The following is a 16,831-nucleotide window of genomic DNA, read 5'->3' as shown; positions in this document are numbered from 1 at the left end:
ATAGCTATTACATCGATGGCCGCCTAGACTCGGTGACGGTCCGCTCGTCCCAAGCCGTCGTCCAGGCAGATGGAGGTCGACAGTCATGGCCCGCACAGTCCAGCCTCTCGCCCCCACGAAATCCGCGCCCTCCCCTGGCGGGGACGACCCCCGGTACGGGGGCACCCTGCGGCTCGTGGGCCCGGGCGGGGTCGACCACATCGACACGGCCAGCGCCTACTACGCCACCTCCGCCCAGATCCTGCGGGCGCTCTCCCGTCAGCTCTTCGCCTATCCGGCCACCGACGACCTCTCCGCCCCGGAGTTGTCCTTCACCCCGTCGCCCGACCTGGCCGTCGAGATCCCCACCCTGGACAACGGTGGCCTCAGCGCCGACCGGCGCACCGTCACGGTGCGGCTGCGCGAGGGCGTGCTCTGGGACTCCACCCCGCCGCGCGAGGTAACCGCGCACGACGTGGTCCGGGGGCTCAAGCGGCTGCCGAACCCGGTGGCCGGTGCGGGGGCCCTGCCCTACTTCACCAGCACGATCGTCGGCTTCCGGGAATACTGCGAGCAGTACCGGGCGGCGTTCGCCGACGCGGAGATCACGCCGGCGGCGCTGGCCGACTTCCAGAACGGTCACGACATCGCCGGCCTGCGGGCGGTCGACGAGCACACCCTCGCCTTCGAGCTCCTCCGCCCGGCCAACGACTTCCTGAACATCCTCGCCACCGGCTTCACCACGCCCGCCCCGGCGGAGTACGACGCGTACCTGCCCGACAGCATGGAGTTCCGCCGCAACACCCGGTCCTGCGCCCCGTACCGGCTGACCCGCTACGCCGAGCAGGGCCTGGAGATCCGGATGGAGCGCAACCCGGTCTGGCGCAAGGAGACCGACCCGATCCGCAACCAGTACGTCGAGGACATCCACATCACCGTCGCCTCGGACGTGCCGGTGACCGAGATGGAGCGCCGGATGGACGCCGGCGAGGTGGACCTGGCCTGGTCCTACACGGCCGTGTCATGGGACCGGCCGAAGCCCGGCCAGGATGCCGCCCCCCGCACCTACCCCGGGTTCGCGCTCAACCCGTACCTGGTGTTCAACCTGCGCAGCCCCAACCAGGGCCGCGCCACGTCCGACCTCAGGGTGCGCCAGGCCATCGCGTACGCCGTCGACAAGGTGGCCATCGGCGAGATCCTCGACGCGCTGGACGCCCCGAACGAGCCGCTCGGGTCGGTCATCCCCCGGGGCAGCGTCGGGCACCGCGACGACTTCGACCCGTATGCCACCCCGGGTCACCGGGGCGACCGGGAGCGCGCCCGCCGACTGCTGGCGGAGGCCGGGCACGGCGACGGGCTCACCCTGATCGCGGCGGTCCGCGAGATCGGCATTCACCGCAAGGTGATGGACTCCATCGCCGCAAACCTCGCGGAGATCGGCGTCGCCCTGGAGTGGCGGACCTTCAGCCAGGCGGAGTACTACGGCTCGGCGCTGTCGGACCCGGAGGCGGGCCGGCGCGGCGACTGGGACATCGCCGAGCCCGGGTTCACCCCCGATTGGTTCGGCAACAACGGCCGGGTGATCGTCCAGCCGCTGTTCGAGACCAACGACATGCCGGGCACCACGAACTACGGCGGGTACACCAACGCGGAGGTCGACGCCCTCATCGAGCGCGCCTTGGAGGAGCCCGACGAGCGGCGGGCCGAGAAGTTGTGGCACGAGATCGACGTACGGGTCATGCAGGACCTGCCGGTCGTGCCGATCCTGTCGTTCGCCGCGATGACCTCCCGGTACTACGGCAAACGGGTCCGCAACGCCGTGCACGTGCCGCAGATCGAGTTCTTCGACATCACCAACATCTGGCTCGAACCCGCGAACTGAACCACCCCGGCGGCCGGCACCCCGGTGTCGGCGTCGGCCCGTCGCGCCCGAACACCCTCTCGCCGGGCGCGACGGGCGGGCCAGGTCCGAACCCCCGGTCTGGCCCGGTCGCCCGGCCGTTACGGTGGGGTGATGGTTAACCCGACCCGCTGGGCCACCGACACCGGCCCCGAGCACTCGCAGTGGTACATCGACCGTTTCCGTCGGCTGGCGGCCGAGGGCGCCGACCTGGCCGGGGAGGCCCGACTGCTGGACGCGCTGGTGCCGCCGGGCTCCCGCGTCCTCGACGCCGGCTGCGGCACCGGGCGGGTCGGCGCGGCGCTGCACGCCCGCGGTCACACGGTGGTGGGCGTGGACGCTGACCCGGCGCTGGTCGAGGCCGCCCGCGCCGACCACCCCGGCCCGCACTGGCTGGTCGGCGACCTCGCCGAGCTGGACCTGGCGGCGGCCGGCGAGGCCGAGCCTTTCGACGCCGCCGTGGTCGCCGGCAACGTGATGGCGTTCGTCGCGCCCGGCACCGAGCGGGAGGTGCTCCGCCGCATCGCCGCCCACCTGCGCCCCGACGGCGTGCTGGCGGTCGGCTTCGGCACCGACCGGGGCTATCCGCTGGCCGACTTCGACGGCGACGCGGTCTCCGCCGGGCTGCGCCGGGAGCACCGATTCGCCACCTGGGACCTGCGCCCCTGGACCGACGACACCGACTTCGCGGTCACGGTCCTGCGCCGCCCCGCCGACCCGACCGTCGGCTGACCCGCCCCGACCGCGGATGGGCCGGCCACCTCAGCTGGCGGCTTCCGCAGGAGGGCGACGAGTAGCAGGGCTACGGGGCAATCGGGGCGGGCCGGCAGCGGCCCCTGGCCGGATCGAAGCGGGCGAACCGCAGTGCGCGCAGCCCTCCCGGTCGGGGTGCGGGCTGGGTATACCCCCGCCTCAGCCGGACGCGGCGACGGCGCGGGCGGCGGCCGGGTCGAGCGGGCTACCGGCGGGCACCAGGCTCACCAGGCCGGCCGGCAACCGGACGGGCCGCACGCCCTGGTACCCGAGCATGCCGAGCACCTCGGGGTCGGTCAGCGCGTACCGCCGGCCGAGGTCGGTGACCACGCAGAGCACGCCGCCGGTGGCGCCCGGCGCGGCGACCGACTCCACCACGGCACCGCGCCCCGGCTCGACCACCACGTGATCGGCGACCGGTGCCGCACCCACGATCCGCGGGCTGCCGGTCAGGTCGGGCACGGCCGCGCCGAGCCGCACGTCGCGCGCCTCACCGTCACCGCTGACACCGACGCAGAGCGCCCCACCGTCCGGGGCGGCCAACCGGGGCGGGCTGGTCGGCGGGGCCGCCGGCCCGGTCGGCACCAGATCCGGCTGCTTGGGCAACGCGGCGAACCGGCCGAGGGTCAGCGCCTCCGGCCCGCCCTGGCCGGTGCGGGCGAGCAGCAGATTGGCCTGCAACTCGGTGATGCCGGCGAGGCCGTCGGACAGGGCCACGGCGTACTGCCGGCCACCGCCGGAGTTGCGGATCAGAAAGACGTCGCCGACCACCGCGCCGGTCACCTGGGCCGAGGGCCGCCCGAGGCCGGGCAGCTCCGGCGGGGCGAGGTCGGCCCCGGCCGGAATGCTGTCGATCAGGGCGGGTGCGGCGGGCACCGCGCGTTGCGGGGTGGCGGCGAGGGCGGCGAGCGACCGGCCGGTGTCCCGCAGCGGATACCGGCGGGCGTGCCAGAGCAGGTGCAGGCCGCCGTCCGGGTGCCGGAGCAGGACCGCCTCGTCGCCCGACGCCCGGCCGCCACCGGCCGCCACCCCGATCAGCACCACCGAGCGGGGGTCGGCCCGCTCGGCCTCGGTGGTGGCGACCGAGCAGACGGACCACGCGGCGGTGGAGAGCCGGGCCCGGTCAGGCAACGAGTCGGGGGCGTCGGAGATGCCCAGTGGCAGCCCGCGCGGCACCCCGTCGATCGCGCGGCGGGACACCAGCACTGTCTGCGGGCGCTCACCGCCGATGATCAGCAGCGCGGAGGCATAGTTGAGCACCGGGTGCAGCTTGCCCTCCCGGTAGACGAAGCGGGCGCCGGACTCCTTCTCCACGATCACCGCGCCGGCGTCACGCCACGTGCTGCCACCGCCGGTGAAGAGCCCGTAGAGGGCGAAGCCGCCGAGGGCGATCGCCGCGACCAGCACGCTGGCCACGCCGGCCCCGGCGAGCCGCCGAAACGGCGAACGCACGGGGTCGGTCTCCCGCATGACCAGGGCGGCGACCGCCCGCTGGACGGTGAACTGGTACGAGTGCAGCTGGTCCTGCCGCGACGGCATACGGTCCCCTCCGACGAGTCGGTCGGGGCACAGGATAAGCGGCGCGTCGATGTTCCGGAGACCCTCCGTGGCGCGACGGCGGCCGAGCGGCCACTACGGTGCTCCGGTGGCGTACGCTGAGCCGAGTGCCGCTGCGGCGCCGGCCGGCGGGTCGGGTACCTGCTCAAGGACCGGGTGGTCGACGTCGAGGAGTTCGCCGGGGCGCTGCGCCGGGTGGTCGACGGCGGCGGCGGCTTCGCGTACCTGAATGGTGTTGCTTTCGTCTTCTGGGCGCTGCCAGTATCGCCGTCATGTCTGCCGCCGGTCTGTCCGCCGAGGACGCTCTCATCGCGTTGCACGAGTCGCTGGCCCAACGGCGCCGGCCGGAGGAAGCGGCGCACCTGGTTCTCCGGGCGGTCGGCAACCAACTCGGGATCTGGGAACGGATGCAGCTGGGTCGCGGCGCCCGTGCCACATCCCGCTGGAACGGGTGGAGTTCGATGTCGACGGACTTCGCCCATCCGGTCGGGGGCGGGCGGCAGGTCGACGCGGCGCGGCGGCTGTTCGACCTGCCGCCCGACGGTGTCGACCCGGACGATCCCACGTCGTTGCTGGACTTCACCCTCCGGCTCGGCGAGTCCCTCGGGGCGGTCGACCCGCACCGGTTGGACTTCCTCCGGGACCGCCTCAACCGGGAAGCCCGCTCGGCCGCCGGGATCGAGCTGTCGAAGCGCCAGTACAACCGGCGTTTCCGGGTCACACAGCGGGTGGCGGCGAAGGCTGGCCGGTTGACGACGGAGCAGACCAAGCGGCAGCTGACCATCGTCGCCCGGGCCGGCTTCGCCGCCGGCATCGACCGGGCGGCGTTCCTGGCCGATCCGTGGGCGGCGAGCTTCGTCGCCTACTTCACCGCCAAGCGCAAGCTGCGCCGGGAGTTCACCCTGTCCGGGCGGGACAACCCGTATGACGAGATCGCCGACCTGCTGTTCCGCCGCTGTCTCAGCAACCCGGCCACGGACTGGTGGATGATCGCGCAGGTCCACCCGACCCCGCAGGTCCTGGCCCGGCTGTCCGAGGGGCAGCGCGGCGAACTGCTGGGCCGGTGGTGGGCAACGATGCGGCAGGTCGCCGCCCTGCTGAAGCAGGTCTGGTCGGCCAGCAGGTTCGACCGGGCCACGATGGTCGTGCGGCGTGGCAACGACTCCTCGACGTGGAACCTGCTGTGCGGGGCATACAACACCGCCCGGGGGGCGTGGATCGCCACCCTGGAGGCGTCGGGCAGCATCGGCCTGCTGGAGGCGTCCTGCCCGGGGAAGGCGATGATGCTGATCGCCGCGGACCTCGCCGCGTGGCACCGGTCCACCGGCGGCGGGTTGCACCCCGACATGGGCGTCTGGGCGCGACTGCCGCTCCCCTGGGACGTCCTCGACGGCGCGGCCACCTGCACCCGGCCGGAGGTCGAGGCGGCGTGCGCGGATGCGGGTGTCGACCCGGTCGGCTCCGGCTGGGTGGCACCGCGACCGGCCGGGGCCGTCGGAGCGTTCCGGCCGACCCCGGAGCTGGTGCACGGGGTGTCGGTCGCCGACCCCGTGTGGGCCTCGGTCCTGCGCTCCGCGGGAGCCTTCTCCGGCAAGGCCATGAAGGGCGGGCTCGATCGTGCTCACATCCCCGCCGACGTCGTGGTCAGCGACCTCCCGGAACCCACTGGACAAGCCGAAGGGTGATCGGGCAGCATCCTCGGCGACCCGTCGTAGCTCAGTGGTAGAGCGCCCGGCTCTTTACCGGGTGGACGCTGGTTCGAGCCCAGCTGCCGGGACGCGCGGAGATCCGTTGTAGCTCAGTGGTAGAGCAGCCGGCTATGGACCGGCAGGACGCCGGTTCGAGCCCGGTCGACGGATCTCCGCTCTCCGGGTGCCGGCGACGCACGGGCCACCGGACCTCAGAGACGACGCGCCGCTGCCGCTCGCCCTGGTCGCGTTGTGGCACGGCGATCGGCTGCTGCTCTGGTGAACCGTCCTGCGGTCACACCAGGCGTCGGTGGGCGAGCACCCGTAGGGCCACGACTCCGGGGATGGTGGGCAGCCAGAACGTCGCGAGTCGGTAGATCAGGACCGCGGCGACGGCCGTCTCCACGGTCAGCCCGTAGAGCAGCAGCCCGGACACGAGAGCCGCCTCGGTGGCCCCGAGCCCACCGGGCGTGGGGGCTGCGGAGGAGACACCCTCGCCGACGACGCACACCAGAATCACCGGGGGCACCAGCCTGAGGTCGACCGGCGCGCCGACGGCGAGCACCGCAAGGTAAAGACTGGCGCCGTAGCAGAGGGTGAGAGCCAGCGAGGACACGACCAGCCGGACCAGCCGGTGCTGGTGGGTCAGGGTACGCAGGGCCGACAGCACCTGACCGGCTGCGGCGCGTCCCTGCCGGCGCAGCCGGGGAATGGTGAGGGCCACCGCGGCGACCAGCAGCACCGCCACGACGGTCAGCAGGATGGGCAGCGCCTTGGCGCTGGCCTCGTGGGTCAGGGTGCTGACGGGCTGACGGGCGAAGGGCAGCAGCACGGGCAGCAGCAGCGCGACGGAGACGACGCCCGCGACGCGGGACACGGCCACGGCGGTGGCCGCCTCTGCCGTGGGGATCGCCTTCTGGTGCAGGTAGCGAAGGCTCAGGGCGGCACCGCCGACGCTGCCCGGGGCCAGCCGGTTGGCGAAGGACGCGGCGACCTGCACGACGGTCGCCTCCCATAGCGGAATCCGATCGGCGGCGGCGATACGCAGCACGACGGCGCTGAGCACATAGGTGGCCACGGAGGCGAGCAGGGCGCCGGCGACGGCCGCCGGGTTCGCATGAGCCATCAGGTGCAGGGCGGTGCGTACCTGTCCGACCTGGGGAAGGAGAAGGTGTACGAGCAGGCCGAGGATGAGCAGCAGCCCGATGCTGCGTGGAGTTACCCGCACGACACGGGCCAGCCGGTCGTCGCGGTCCGGGCAGTGCCGGAGGATCTCGCCGCGTACCTGTTCCAGCAGGTCGGGGTAGCCGCGTAGCGTGCTCCGTCCCGCCCGGGAGAGCACCGGCTTCTGTAGGTACGGCAGGCTGTCGGCGACGTGCCCGCCGCCGAACTGCGCGACGGCCGCGTCGACTGCGGCCCGAGGGGTGATCCGACCGGCGAGGGTTACCAGCAGTTCGACGATGTCCCGGGACTGCTGGTCGGGCGTGGCGTCGTCGGCGCCGAAGCCGAAGTCGACGAGGTACGCGGTCCGGCCACGGATGAGGATGTTGGCCGCGCGCAGGTCGCGGTGCGCGATCCCGGCGCGGTGCAGCAGCGCCACCTGTCGACAGACGTCGGCCGCCGCGGCGAGCGGCAGCGGTCCGAGCGTCGCATCCAGCGAGGCGGCGTCGGCGAACTCCTGCACCAGCAGGGCGTCACCGCGCTCGGTGATGGCGGTGGCGACGACTGCGGGCACCCGCGCCCCGGCGCGCTGCGCCAGCAGGACCAGATATGTTTCGTGCTCGTTCTTCTGCTTCGCGGTGGCATATGGTGGTTCGTCGGCCACATGCCGGTAGCGCAGTCGCCGGTAGAACTTGTACGCCCAGTCCGCGTCGCGCTGTTCACCGCCGGTCACCTTCACGAACATCCGGCGGCCGTCGGCGGTGTCCGCCCGCCAGGGCCGTGAACCACGGGCGTCCCCGGTGATCGGCTCCAGCCGTACGGCGTCGATCCCGCGCCGCGCGAGCACCCGGCGCAGCCGCGAGATGGACTGCTCCGGGCCGACCTCGCCGACGACCAGACGGGTCAGGCACACCGCCAGCCAACCGGCCAGGAATCCGCCGACCGCGTCGGCGGGCAGGTGCGCCCCGACGTGCACGCGGGCCAGTGCAACCAGGACGATCACCGCCCACAGCGGTCGGCGCCAGCGCGGATCGACAGCGCGGGCGGTGACGAGGCACAGGGCGGAGGCGACCGCGACGTGCCCGGACGGGTAGCCGAACGCTCCGGTGATCGTGTCGTGCGTCCGTACGTCGGCCAGCAGCGCCGCGGGTCGCTGCCGGGCCACTGCGGCCTTGCCCAGCACCGCGAGCCAGTACGCCAGGTTGCCAGCCAGGAGCAGATCGCGGGCGACCGCGAAGCGCCGCATGAGCGCGGCCACGGCGGCGACGACGAAGACGGCCACGTACGACCCGAGCTGCATGACCACGACCAGCCCGGGAGTCAGCCCGGCCGGCAGGCGGTTGAGCAGGGTGAACAGGTCCCGCTCCCAGCGGGCGACCGGGTGGTGGCCCACCGCCAGGCTCACCGCGACCAGCAGGCCGGTCGAGGTGAGCAGGCTGACCAGCAGCGCCGGTGACGGGCGGTGCGTCCGGGCCATCACCAGTCCTCGACTCCGACGGTCGCTCCCCGGAACCGGCTCCGGGCCTGTGGATCGACCCTACGGCCCGGGTGGGCTCCGGCACGCCGTTTCCCCCGCTGCCGGTGTCGTCGGCGTACGCGACAGCAAGGACCCCGCCGGCCCGGCCCTCACCTTCACCCCGACCGCCTGGCGTGACTTCGTCGCCCGCGTCGCCTCCCGGAGCTGACGGGCCGAAACTCGGCGGCGGCGGCAGGAGCCCCGGAGGTACGGTCCACCGATGGACGACGGCGACGGGCACTTCGGGGAGCGGATCGCGGCGCGCTATGACGACCCGTCGGACGAGAGGTTCGACCCGGGCGTCGTGACGGCCACGGTGAACCTGCTCGCCGCGCTCGCCGGCGACGGCCGGGCGCTGGAGTTGGGCGTCGGTACCGGACGGATCGCGCTGCCGCTGGCCGGTCGCGGGGTTCCCGTCCACGGCGTCGACCTGTCCCGGGCGATGGTGGCCCGGCTACGCGCCAAGCCCGGCGGCGACGCGGTCGGCGTGACCATCGGCGACTTCGCCACGACCAGGGTGGACGGGGCGTTCACCCTGGCGTACCTGGTCTACAACACGATCATGAACCTGACCACCCAGGCGGAACAGGTGGCCTGCTTCCGCAACGTCGCGGCGCATCTCGAACCGGGCGGCTGCTTCGTCATCGAGGTCGAGATGCCGCTGCTGCGCAGGCTCCCGCCCGGGGAGAACGTCGTGCTGTGGCACACCGGCCCGACCAGTTGGGCGTACGACGTCTACGACACCGCGACCCAGGCGACCAGTTCGAACTACGTCACGGTGGTCGACGGGCGTGGCGAGTTCCGGTCGATCCCCTTCCGGTACGTGTGGCCCGCCGAACTCGACCTGATGGCCCAGCTCGCCGGCCTGCGCCTGCGTGACCGTTGGGCGGGCTGGGGCCGGCAGCCCTTCACCCACGAGAGCATCGGGCACATCTCGGTCTGGGAGAAGCCTGCGGACTGAGGCTCCCTATCATTCCCCAATTGCAGCTACGATGGGGAGCGATGAGGGAAGAAATGTACTCCGTCGAGCAAGTGGCCGACCTGCTCGGCCTGCATGTACGCACCGTGCGGGGCTACATCCGCTCCGGCCGACTCGCGGCGGTACGGATCGGCAAGCAGTACCGGATCGCCCGCGCCGACCTCGACGCGCTGACCGGGCGGCCCCCCGAGCCGACACCGGCCCGGCCCACCGGCGCCGCGTCGGTGGAGGTGTCGAGCATCGTGCAGATCGACGGCGTCGACCGGACAGCGGCCGACCGGCTGGGCACGCTCGTCCTGGCCGGGGCGAACACCGGCCACGACCCCGGGCGCCCGTTGCGCGTCCAGACCGTCCACGACGAGGAACGGAACCGAATGAAGATCGTGATCCTGGGCGACGCCGCCACCACCGCCGACCTGCTACGCCTGCTCGACGCCGTGCTCGACGGCGACAACGGCCTGCTCGCCGGGGAAACCGATCATGCCTGACGAGATGCGGGAGCTGGCCGGGGTACCGGTGCTAATCTGCGACCCGGCCGGCCCGCCGGTGGTGACCGTGCAGGACGCGCTCGACCTGATCGGCGCGGCCTTCCTCGGCGCGGAGGTGGTGGCGGTGCCCGCGAGCCGGCTGGACGAGACCTTCTTCTCCCTGGACACCCGCTTCGCAGGCGAGGTGATGCAGAAGTTCGTCAACTACCAGCTACGCCTGGTCGTCCTCGGCGACATCACCGACCACCTGTCGGCCAGTGCCGCCCTACGCGCCCTGGTCTACGAGTCCAACCGGGCCGACCACGTCTGGTTCCTCCCCGACCTGTCCACCCTCGAAGCCCGCCTACACCCCACCCCCTAACCCCCTCCCACCCCCACTCCACCCACCCCGGAGACGACCCGACTCCCGCACATTCACGGAAAGGGTGGTTATTCGGCGCTGGATAAGCGCACTTTCCGTGAATGTGCGCGCCCCCGCCCACGGGGTGGCGGGGCCCGCAGGTGGCTGGTGGCGTATCGGGGGCGTGGTGTTGCGGCGGCCCCGCGTGGGCGGGCGGTAGCATCCGCTCGGACCGGAACCGGCCGAAGTGAGGAACCCCGTGGGCGTGCGATTCGAGGAACTGGCCTGGCGGGAGACCCCGATCGGGGAGATCAGCCTGCGGCGGCGGCACGATCCCGCGCTGGACCGCGAGGTGTACGAGGTCAAGCTGGGCGACGAGTTTCTGATGTCCAGCCTCTTCCCGGTGGCGGAGATCGAGTTGGCCCGGCTGGGGCTGGCACCGCTACCCGGCGACGCCCTCGACGTCGTGGTCGGCGGCCTCGGCCTCGGCTACACGGCCCGCACCGCGCTGGAGGATCCCCGGGTCCGTTCGCTCGTGGTGGTGGAGGCGATCGAGGACGTCATCGACTGGCACCGGCGTGGCCTGCTGCCGTTCGCGTCGGGGCTGGCCGACGACGCGCGTACCCGGTTCGTCCGGGCGGACTTCTTCGCGGCGGTGGCCGACGGGGCGGGCTTCGACCCGGACGAGCCCGGCCGGCGGTTCCACGCGATCCTGCTGGACGTGGACCACTCCCCCCGGCACGTGCTGCACCCGAGCCACGCCCCGTTCTACACCGCCGACGGCCTGCGCCGGCTCGCCGACCTGCTGCACCCGGACGGGGTCTTCGCGCTCTGGTCCAACGACCCGCCGGACTCCGACTTCCAGCGGGTGCTGACCGGGGTGTTCCCGACCTCCCTGGCCCACGTCGTCCGCTTTCCCAACCCGTTGCAGGGCCGGGAGTCCGCCAACACCGTCTACGTCGCCCGCCGGTAGCCGGCCAGGCGCCGATCACCGGCCCGACCCCGATCAGCGGCGGGCGCCGGTGGCGCGGCGGCCGGTTGGGAAGGCATGGCGCCGACCGGACCGGGAAAGGCGTCGGGGCCGGGCCGCCAACGCGGCGGGCGTCCGGCCTACGGGAGGTGGACATGCGGGCCATACTCTGGGTCGTCGGCGTCGCCGCCGGCGTGCTCATTCTGCTCGGGCTGCTCCTCGAAGCGGTCCGCTGGTTGGTGATCATCGGGGCGATCGCGCTGATCGCGCTCATCGTGTTCGCGTTCGTGCGGGGCCGCCAGGTGCTGCGTCACCAGCAGTCCCGGCGACGCTGACCGGCCCGCGGTACCCGCGGCGGGTAACCTACGAGACCGTAGGTTACCGACCCGTAGGGCTAGGCTGACGGACGGCCGGCGATATCGCCGTGGGCCGTCCGGACGCCCGCCCGACGAGGAGCGGGCCACCAACGACCGCCCCGAGGAGAGCCGAGTGGACCTGACCGCCGAACGCCCCTGGCTGCGCAGTTACGCCCCCGGCGTGCCAGCCACCGTCGCCGAGCCCGACGGGTCGTTGGTCGACCTGCTCCGGGACGCGGTCCGCCGGTTCGGCCCCCGGGTGGCGCTCGACTTCTACGGCGCCACCACCACGTACGGAGAACTTATGGACCAGGTGGCCCGCGCGGCGGAGGCGCTGCGCGGGCTCGGCGTCGCCCGGGGCGACCGGGTGGCGCTGGTGCTGCCGAACTGCCCCCAGCATGTGGTCGCCTTCTACGCGGCGCTGCGGCTGGGCGCGGTGGTGGTCGAGCACAACCCGCTCTACACCGCCCAGGAGCTCGACCAGCAGCTCACCGACCACGGCGCCCGGGTGGCGGTGGTCTGGGACAAGATCGCCCCGCTGGTGCGCGGCCGGGGCGAGGTGCAGACCGTGGTGGCGGTGGACCTCACCGGCGCGCTGCCCCGGCTCAAGCGGTGGGCGCTGCGGTTGCCGCTGGCCAGCGCCCGCGCGACCCGGTCGGCGATGACCGGCCCGGCTCCGGGCACGAGACGCTGGGCGGACCTGATCGCCGCCGCCGGGCCGCTGCCGGCCGACCATCCCGCGCCCGGCCCGGACGACACCGCGCTGTTGCAGTACACCGGCGGCACCACCGGCACCCCGAAGGGCGCAGTCCTGACCCATCGGAACCTGCGGGCCAACGCCGCGCAGGGCCGCGCGTGGGTGCCGGGCCTGAACGACGGCGCGGAGACGGTGTACGCGGTGCTGCCGCTGTTCCACGCGTACGGGCTCACGCTCTGCCTGACCTTCTCGGTGGGCATCGGCGCGACGTTGGTGCTCTTCCCCCGCTTCGACGTCGACCAGGTCCTCGACGCAGCCCGGCGCCGCCCGCCAACGTTCCTGCCCGCCGTCCCGCCGATCTACGAACGGCTCGCCGCCCGGGCCCGGGAGCGCGGCATCGACCTGACCTCCGTCCGGTACGCCATCTCCGGTGCGATGGCCCTGCCGCCGGCCACCGTCGAGCTGTGGGAGTCGGTGACCGGCGGTCTGCTGGTCGAGGGGTACGGCATGACCGAGTCCTCGCCGATCACCCTGGGCAATCCGGTCTCCCCCGCCCGGCGGCCGGGCACGGTGGGGGTGCCGTTCCCCTCCACCGATGTGCGCATCGTCGACCCCGACGACCCGTCCCGCGACCGGGGCCCCGGTGAGGCCGGCGAGCTGCTGGTGCGTGGCCCGCAGGTCTTCGCCGGTTACTGGCGACGCCCCGAGGAGACCGCGAAGGCGCTGCTGCCCGAGGGCTGGCTGCGCACCGGCGACATCGTGGTGATGGACGAGGACGGTTTCGTCACCGTGGTCGACCGGATCAAGGAGCTGATCATCACCGGGGGCTTCAACGTCTACCCGTCGGAGGTGGAGGACGCGCTGCGCCGGCTACCCGGCGTACGCGACGCCGCCGCGGTGGGCCTGCCCGCCGCCCACGGCGGGGAGGAGGTCGTCGCGGTGGTGGTGCCGCACCCCGATGCGCACCTGGACGAGGCCGCCCTACGGGCCGGCTGTCGGGAGCGGTTGGCCGGCTACAAGGTCCCTCGCCGGGTGGTGCTGGTCGACGACCTGCCCCGCTCGCAGATCGGCAAGGTGCTGCGCCGGGAGGTCCGCGAACGGCTGCTCGCCGAGCGGCCGCCGACGGGGGCTTAGCCGCACTCGCGGCACGTCGCTCAGGGACTCCCCTTAGGACGGTGCCGCCGTAATCGCGGGTTTCCTCCGATGGAGGTCGGGTGGCGACGGTGGCAGCGTGAGGGCCATGGCAACTCGATCCGGGCGAGGCTGGCGTCAGCTCGCCGTGTGGCTGCACGTGACGACCTCGGTGGGCTGGATGGCGCAGGCCCTGGCCATCTTCGTGCTGGTCACCACCAGTCTGACCACCCCGAGTCGGGACGTCGCGGTCAGCGCCACGGCCATGGCGCAGGTGCTCGACGGCAGGCTGCTCGCGCCGCTGGCCAACGCCTCGGCGTTCACCGGCTTCATGCTCGCCGCCGCCACCCCGTGGGGGTTCTTCCGGCACCGCTGGGTGCTGGTGAAGTTCGTGATCACCCTGGTCCAGCTCTACCTGGGCATCTTCGTCCTCAGCGATGCCCTGGCCGAGACCGCCTCGGCCGCCGCCGAGGGCCGCTCCGGGCCGGCGGTGCCGCTGGCGGTCGGCTCCGCGCTGATGGCCGGGGCCGTCGCGTTCCAGGCCTGGGTGTCGGTGGCCAAGCCCTGGGCGACCACCCGGTGGATGCCGAGGGACCGTCGTCGGGTCTCCCACGACACCGCGCCCCGCTGGGTCTTCGTCGCCACCGTCGCCGCGGTGACGGCGGACCTGGCCGTCGCCGCGCTGCTCGGCCACCCGGCCCCGCTGGTCTCTCTGGCGGTACTCGGCACCTGGCTGGTGCTGCGCCGCCGTCGCGGCGCCCCGGCCGCCCCGACCAGGCCCGCGCCGACCAGGCCCGCGCTGGCCGGGCCCACCCCGGCCGGGCCCACCCCGGCCGGGACGCCAACCGGCCCAACCGGCGCAACCGTGCGGGCGGGGTGACGTCCGGAGCGACCGGGCCGGCACCGCCCCGGCCTACGCCCGCGCCACGGTGACCGCCGTGCCTCGCGCTGCCCCGCACCGGGCGCGGCAGCTTGGTTAACAAGGGGCCCCTGCTATACCGAATGCGTTAACAGGGTGCCCTTCCTTACACCAGGGCGGGGGTGGGGGTGGAGCGGTCGTCGGCCGGGCGCGGGGCGGAGGTGGAGCGGTTCGGCAGGGAGAGCCGGATGACCTTCCACCACGCGGAGGCGACCTGCTTCGGCAGCGACCCGACGGTGTACGTCAGCCCGTACTTCGCGAACAGCGCCCGCACCTCCGGGGCGACCTCCTGATACCGGTTGCTCGGCAGGTCCGGGAAGAGGTGGTGCTCAATCTGGAAGGACAGGTTGCCGGTCATGATGTGCATCAGCTTGCTGCCGCTGATGTTGGCCGAGCCGAGCATCTGCCGCAGGTACCACTCCCCGCGGGTCTCTCCCACGATGGACTTCCTCGAGAAGGTCTCCACCCCCTCCGGGAAGTGCCCGCACATGATCACCGAGTGGCTCCACAGGTTGCGGATCAGGTTCGCGGTGAAGGTGGCGGCCATGGTGTGCAGGAACGACGGGCCGGAGAGCAGCGGGTGGATGATGTAGTCCTTGAGGACCTGGCGACGGATCTTGCGGCCGACCGCGCGGGCCCGGGCCCGGAACTCGGGGGCCTTGTGTCGGCCCCTCCGCAGGTTGCGGCCCAGTTCCAGGTCGTACGCGGCGATGCCGTACTCGAAGAAGCAGGCGTTGATGAAGTTCCACAGCGGCTGGCCGAGGTGCATCGGGTACCACCGCTGGTCCTCGTCGACGCGCATGATGCCGTACCCGAGGTCGTTGTCCTTGCCGATCACGTTGGTGTACGTGTGGTGCAGCTCGTTGTGCGAGTGCTTCCACTGCTCGGCCGGGGAGACGTGGTCCCACTCCCAGGTGGTCGAGTGGATCTTCGGGTCGCGCATCCAGTCCCACTGGCCGTGCAGGACGTTGTGGCCGACCTCCATGTTCTCCAGGATCTTGGCCACCGCGAGGCCCGCGGTGCCGGCCACCCAGGCCGGTGGGAAGAGCGAGAAGAGCAGCACGGCCCGGCTGCCCAGCTCCAACCGGCGCTGGATCGAGATCACCTTGCGGATGTACGCGGCGTCGGACTCACCCCGGCTGGCGATCACCCGGGCGCGAATGGCGTCGAGCTCCTCGCCGAGGGTCTCGATGTCCTCGGCGGTAAGGTGCGCGATCGGGTTGTGGGCCTTCTTCTGGATGACGGTCATGTCCGGTTCTCCTGTCAGAGGTCGATGTCGCAGGTACCGGCCGCCGCCGACACGCAGGTCTGGATGAGCACGCCGTCGCCGGGGACGGCGGTGGTGACGTCCCCGTTGCGCAGGTCGCGGACCGCGCCCTCGCGCAGCGGCACCACGCAGCCGTAGCAGATGCCCATCCGGCACCCGGAGGGCATCAGCACTCCGGCCTCCTCGCCCGCGTCGAGCAGCGCGGTGCCGCCGTCGGCGACGACGGTGACCCCGGCCCGGGTGAAGGTGACCGTGCCCCCGGTGCCCTGGGAGATCACCGTCGGCCGGAACCGCTCGGTGTGCAGCCGGTCGGGCGCCCCGTGGGCCGCCCAGTGCGCCTCGATCGCGTCGAGCAGGCCGACCGGGCCGCACGCCCAGGTCTGCCGGTCGAGATGGTCGGGCACCAGGTCGGCCAGCTCGGCCACGCCGAGCACCCCGTCGGTGTCGGTGTGCCGCTCGACGAGACGGATCGTGCCCCGCCCGGCGAGGCCGCGCAGCTCGTCGGCGAAGATCACGTCGGCCGGGGTCGGCGCGGAGTGCACCAGCACAACGTCGGCGGTGTCGTGCGCGCCGGCGCGCAGCATCCCCATCACCGGGGTGACGCCGCTGCCTGCGGTGACGAAGAGGATCCGCTCCGGGGCGGTCGTCGGCTGGACGAAGTCGCCCTGGGCCTGGTCGAGCTGGACCAGCGTGCCGGGCTTCACCCGGCGGACCAGGTGGTTGCTGACCTTGCCGTCGGGGATCGCCTTCACGGTTACCGAGATCAGCCCGTCGGGGCGGCCGGGGACCGAGGTGAGCGAGTACGCCCGCCACTGGCGGACCCCGTCGACGTCGACGCCGAGGCGGACATACTGCCCGGGGGTGTGCCCACGCCAGCCGCGCCCCGGACGGATGGTCAACGTCGCCGCATCCCGGGTCTCGGGGCGGACCTCGACGATCCGTCCGCGCAGCGCCGCCCCGGAGCGCAGCGGCGCCACCAGGTCGAGGTAGTCCTCGGGCAGCAGGGGGGTGGTGACCGTCTCGGCGAGCCGGAACAGTTTGTCCCGTACGGTGAGCCGGCCGGGTGGGCGCGGGACGGTAGTGGTCATATGACCAGCCTGGCGGCCCGATCGCATAACATCTTGGCCAAG

15 protein-coding genes, 2 tRNA genes and 1 pseudogene are annotated in these 16,831 nt (G+C 73.0%); 14 read left to right on the top strand and 4 right to left on the bottom strand.

Going from position 1 to position 16,831, the window contains the following annotated elements:
* Positions 1–85 precede the first annotated feature (85 nt).
* On the top strand, positions 86–1,861 hold the full coding sequence (locus SNR22_RS09425) for an ABC transporter substrate-binding protein (protein ID WP_320066122.1): 1,776 nt from the start codon (positions 86–88) through the stop codon (positions 1,859–1,861).
* Positions 1,862–1,993: 132 nt separating this feature from the next.
* Entirely contained in the window at positions 1,994–2,611 is a 618-nt protein-coding gene (locus SNR22_RS09420; protein ID WP_320066121.1) for a class I SAM-dependent methyltransferase, read from the top strand.
* Positions 2,612–2,791: 180 nt separating this feature from the next.
* Here SNR22_RS09420 and eccB read toward each other — a convergent pair whose 3' ends face one another.
* Positions 2,792–4,171, bottom strand: coding sequence for a type VII secretion protein EccB (gene eccB / locus SNR22_RS09415; RefSeq protein WP_320066120.1), 1,380 nt, complete (start codon positions 4,169–4,171; stop codon positions 2,792–2,794).
* A 135-nt stretch (positions 4,172–4,306) separates the two neighbouring features.
* Here eccB and SNR22_RS09410 point away from each other — a divergent pair.
* The 4 genes and pseudogenes from SNR22_RS09410 to SNR22_RS09395 all read left to right on the top strand — a co-directional run.
* Positions 4,307–4,399: pseudogene (locus SNR22_RS09410) on the top strand (DNA-binding response regulator); the annotation flags it as partial.
* 62 nt (positions 4,400–4,461) lie between these two features.
* A complete protein-coding gene (locus tag SNR22_RS09405; protein WP_320066119.1) occupies positions 4,462–5,874 on the top strand; it encodes a hypothetical protein in 1,413 nt (470 codons plus the stop codon).
* A 20-nt stretch (positions 5,875–5,894) separates the two neighbouring features.
* Positions 5,895–5,966: transfer RNA gene (locus SNR22_RS09400), tRNA-Lys, on the top strand.
* A 10-nt stretch (positions 5,967–5,976) separates the two neighbouring features.
* Positions 5,977–6,048, top strand: a tRNA-His gene (locus SNR22_RS09395).
* A 124-nt stretch (positions 6,049–6,172) separates the two neighbouring features.
* On the opposite strand, the gene SNR22_RS09390 is transcribed toward SNR22_RS09395, so the two are convergent.
* On the bottom strand, positions 6,173–8,515 hold the full coding sequence (locus tag SNR22_RS09390) for a lysylphosphatidylglycerol synthase domain-containing protein (protein WP_320066118.1): 2,343 nt from the start codon (positions 8,513–8,515) through the stop codon (positions 6,173–6,175).
* A gap of 49 nt (positions 8,516–8,564) precedes the next feature.
* On the opposite strand from SNR22_RS09390, the gene SNR22_RS09385 reads away from it, so the two are divergent.
* The 8 genes from SNR22_RS09385 (at position 8,565) to SNR22_RS09350 (ending at position 14,395) form a co-directional block, all read left to right on the top strand.
* On the top strand, positions 8,565–8,723 hold the full coding sequence (locus SNR22_RS09385; protein WP_413775613.1) for a DUF397 domain-containing protein: 159 nt from the start codon (positions 8,565–8,567) through the stop codon (positions 8,721–8,723).
* A gap of 51 nt (positions 8,724–8,774) precedes the next feature.
* Positions 8,775–9,515, top strand: coding sequence for a class I SAM-dependent methyltransferase (locus tag SNR22_RS09380; RefSeq protein ID WP_320066117.1), 741 nt, complete (start codon positions 8,775–8,777; stop codon positions 9,513–9,515).
* 41 nt (positions 9,516–9,556) lie between these two features.
* A complete protein-coding gene (locus tag SNR22_RS09375; RefSeq protein ID WP_320066116.1) occupies positions 9,557–10,021 on the top strand; it encodes a helix-turn-helix domain-containing protein in 465 nt (154 codons plus the stop codon).
* A complete protein-coding gene (locus SNR22_RS09370) occupies positions 10,014–10,382 on the top strand; it encodes a DUF4180 domain-containing protein (RefSeq protein ID WP_320066115.1) in 369 nt (122 codons plus the stop codon). The genes SNR22_RS09375 and SNR22_RS09370 overlap by 8 nt, the downstream gene beginning before the upstream one ends.
* 244 nt (positions 10,383–10,626) lie before the next feature.
* Positions 10,627–11,334, top strand: a complete 708-nt coding sequence (locus SNR22_RS09365) for a spermidine synthase (protein WP_320066114.1) — start codon at positions 10,627–10,629, stop codon at positions 11,332–11,334.
* A 152-nt stretch (positions 11,335–11,486) separates the two neighbouring features.
* Positions 11,487–11,666 (top strand): hypothetical protein, encoded by a 180-nt coding sequence (locus tag SNR22_RS09360; RefSeq protein WP_320066113.1) that lies wholly within the window; start codon positions 11,487–11,489, stop codon positions 11,664–11,666.
* Between the two features lie 154 nt (positions 11,667–11,820).
* Positions 11,821–13,518 carry a long-chain-fatty-acid--CoA ligase gene (locus SNR22_RS09355; RefSeq protein ID WP_320066112.1) on the top strand — a complete coding sequence of 566 codons (1,698 nt, stop codon included), beginning with the start codon at positions 11,821–11,823 and terminating at the stop codon, positions 13,516–13,518.
* 106 nt (positions 13,519–13,624) lie between these two features.
* Positions 13,625–14,395 (top strand): hypothetical protein, encoded by a 771-nt coding sequence (locus SNR22_RS09350; RefSeq protein WP_320066111.1) that lies wholly within the window; start codon positions 13,625–13,627, stop codon positions 14,393–14,395.
* Positions 14,396–14,540: 145 nt separating this feature from the next.
* Here the strand turns inward: SNR22_RS09350 and SNR22_RS09345 are convergent, their stop codons facing one another.
* Both SNR22_RS09345 and SNR22_RS09340 read right to left on the bottom strand, forming a co-directional pair.
* Entirely contained in the window at positions 14,541–15,683 is a 1,143-nt protein-coding gene (locus SNR22_RS09345; RefSeq protein ID WP_320066110.1) for an acyl-CoA desaturase, read from the bottom strand.
* 14 nt (positions 15,684–15,697) lie between these two features.
* Entirely contained in the window at positions 15,698–16,789 is a 1,092-nt protein-coding gene (locus SNR22_RS09340; RefSeq protein WP_320066109.1) for a ferredoxin reductase, read from the bottom strand.
* Positions 16,790–16,831 lie beyond the last annotated feature (42 nt).

The organism is Micromonospora sp. RTGN7, assembly GCF_033804645.1.
GTDB lineage: Bacteria > Actinomycetota > Actinomycetes > Mycobacteriales > Micromonosporaceae > Micromonospora.
The sequence above is the reverse complement of the archived record's forward strand: the minus strand, read 5'-3'. Positions and strand labels throughout refer to the sequence as shown.

Bases quoted from the DNA above. Each gene is read 5' to 3' on its own strand.
- eccB (WP_320066120.1), bottom strand. From the start codon at position 4,171: ATGCCGTCGCGGCAGGACCAGCTGCACTCGTACCAGTTCACCGTCCAG.
- SNR22_RS09380 (WP_320066117.1), top strand. From the start codon at position 8,775: ATGGACGACGGCGACGGGCACTTCGGGGAGCGGATCGCGGCGCGCTAT.
- SNR22_RS09350 (WP_320066111.1), top strand. From the start codon at position 13,625: ATGGCAACTCGATCCGGGCGAGGCTGGCGTCAGCTCGCCGTGTGGCTG.
- SNR22_RS09370 (WP_320066115.1), top strand. From the start codon at position 10,014: ATGCCTGACGAGATGCGGGAGCTGGCCGGGGTACCGGTGCTAATCTGC.
- SNR22_RS09390 (WP_320066118.1), bottom strand. From the start codon at position 8,515: ATGGCCCGGACGCACCGCCCGTCACCGGCGCTGCTGGTCAGCCTGCTC.
- SNR22_RS09345 (WP_320066110.1), bottom strand. From the start codon at position 15,683: ATGACCGTCATCCAGAAGAAGGCCCACAACCCGATCGCGCACCTTACC.
- SNR22_RS09425 (WP_320066122.1), top strand. From the start codon at position 86: ATGGCCCGCACAGTCCAGCCTCTCGCCCCCACGAAATCCGCGCCCTCC.
- SNR22_RS09420 (WP_320066121.1), top strand. From the start codon at position 1,994: ATGGTTAACCCGACCCGCTGGGCCACCGACACCGGCCCCGAGCACTCG.
- SNR22_RS09340 (WP_320066109.1), bottom strand. From the start codon at position 16,789: ATGACCACTACCGTCCCGCGCCCACCCGGCCGGCTCACCGTACGGGAC.
- SNR22_RS09375 (WP_320066116.1), top strand. From the start codon at position 9,557: ATGAGGGAAGAAATGTACTCCGTCGAGCAAGTGGCCGACCTGCTCGGC.
- SNR22_RS09405 (WP_320066119.1), top strand. From the start codon at position 4,462: ATGTCTGCCGCCGGTCTGTCCGCCGAGGACGCTCTCATCGCGTTGCAC.
- SNR22_RS09360 (WP_320066113.1), top strand. From the start codon at position 11,487: ATGCGGGCCATACTCTGGGTCGTCGGCGTCGCCGCCGGCGTGCTCATT.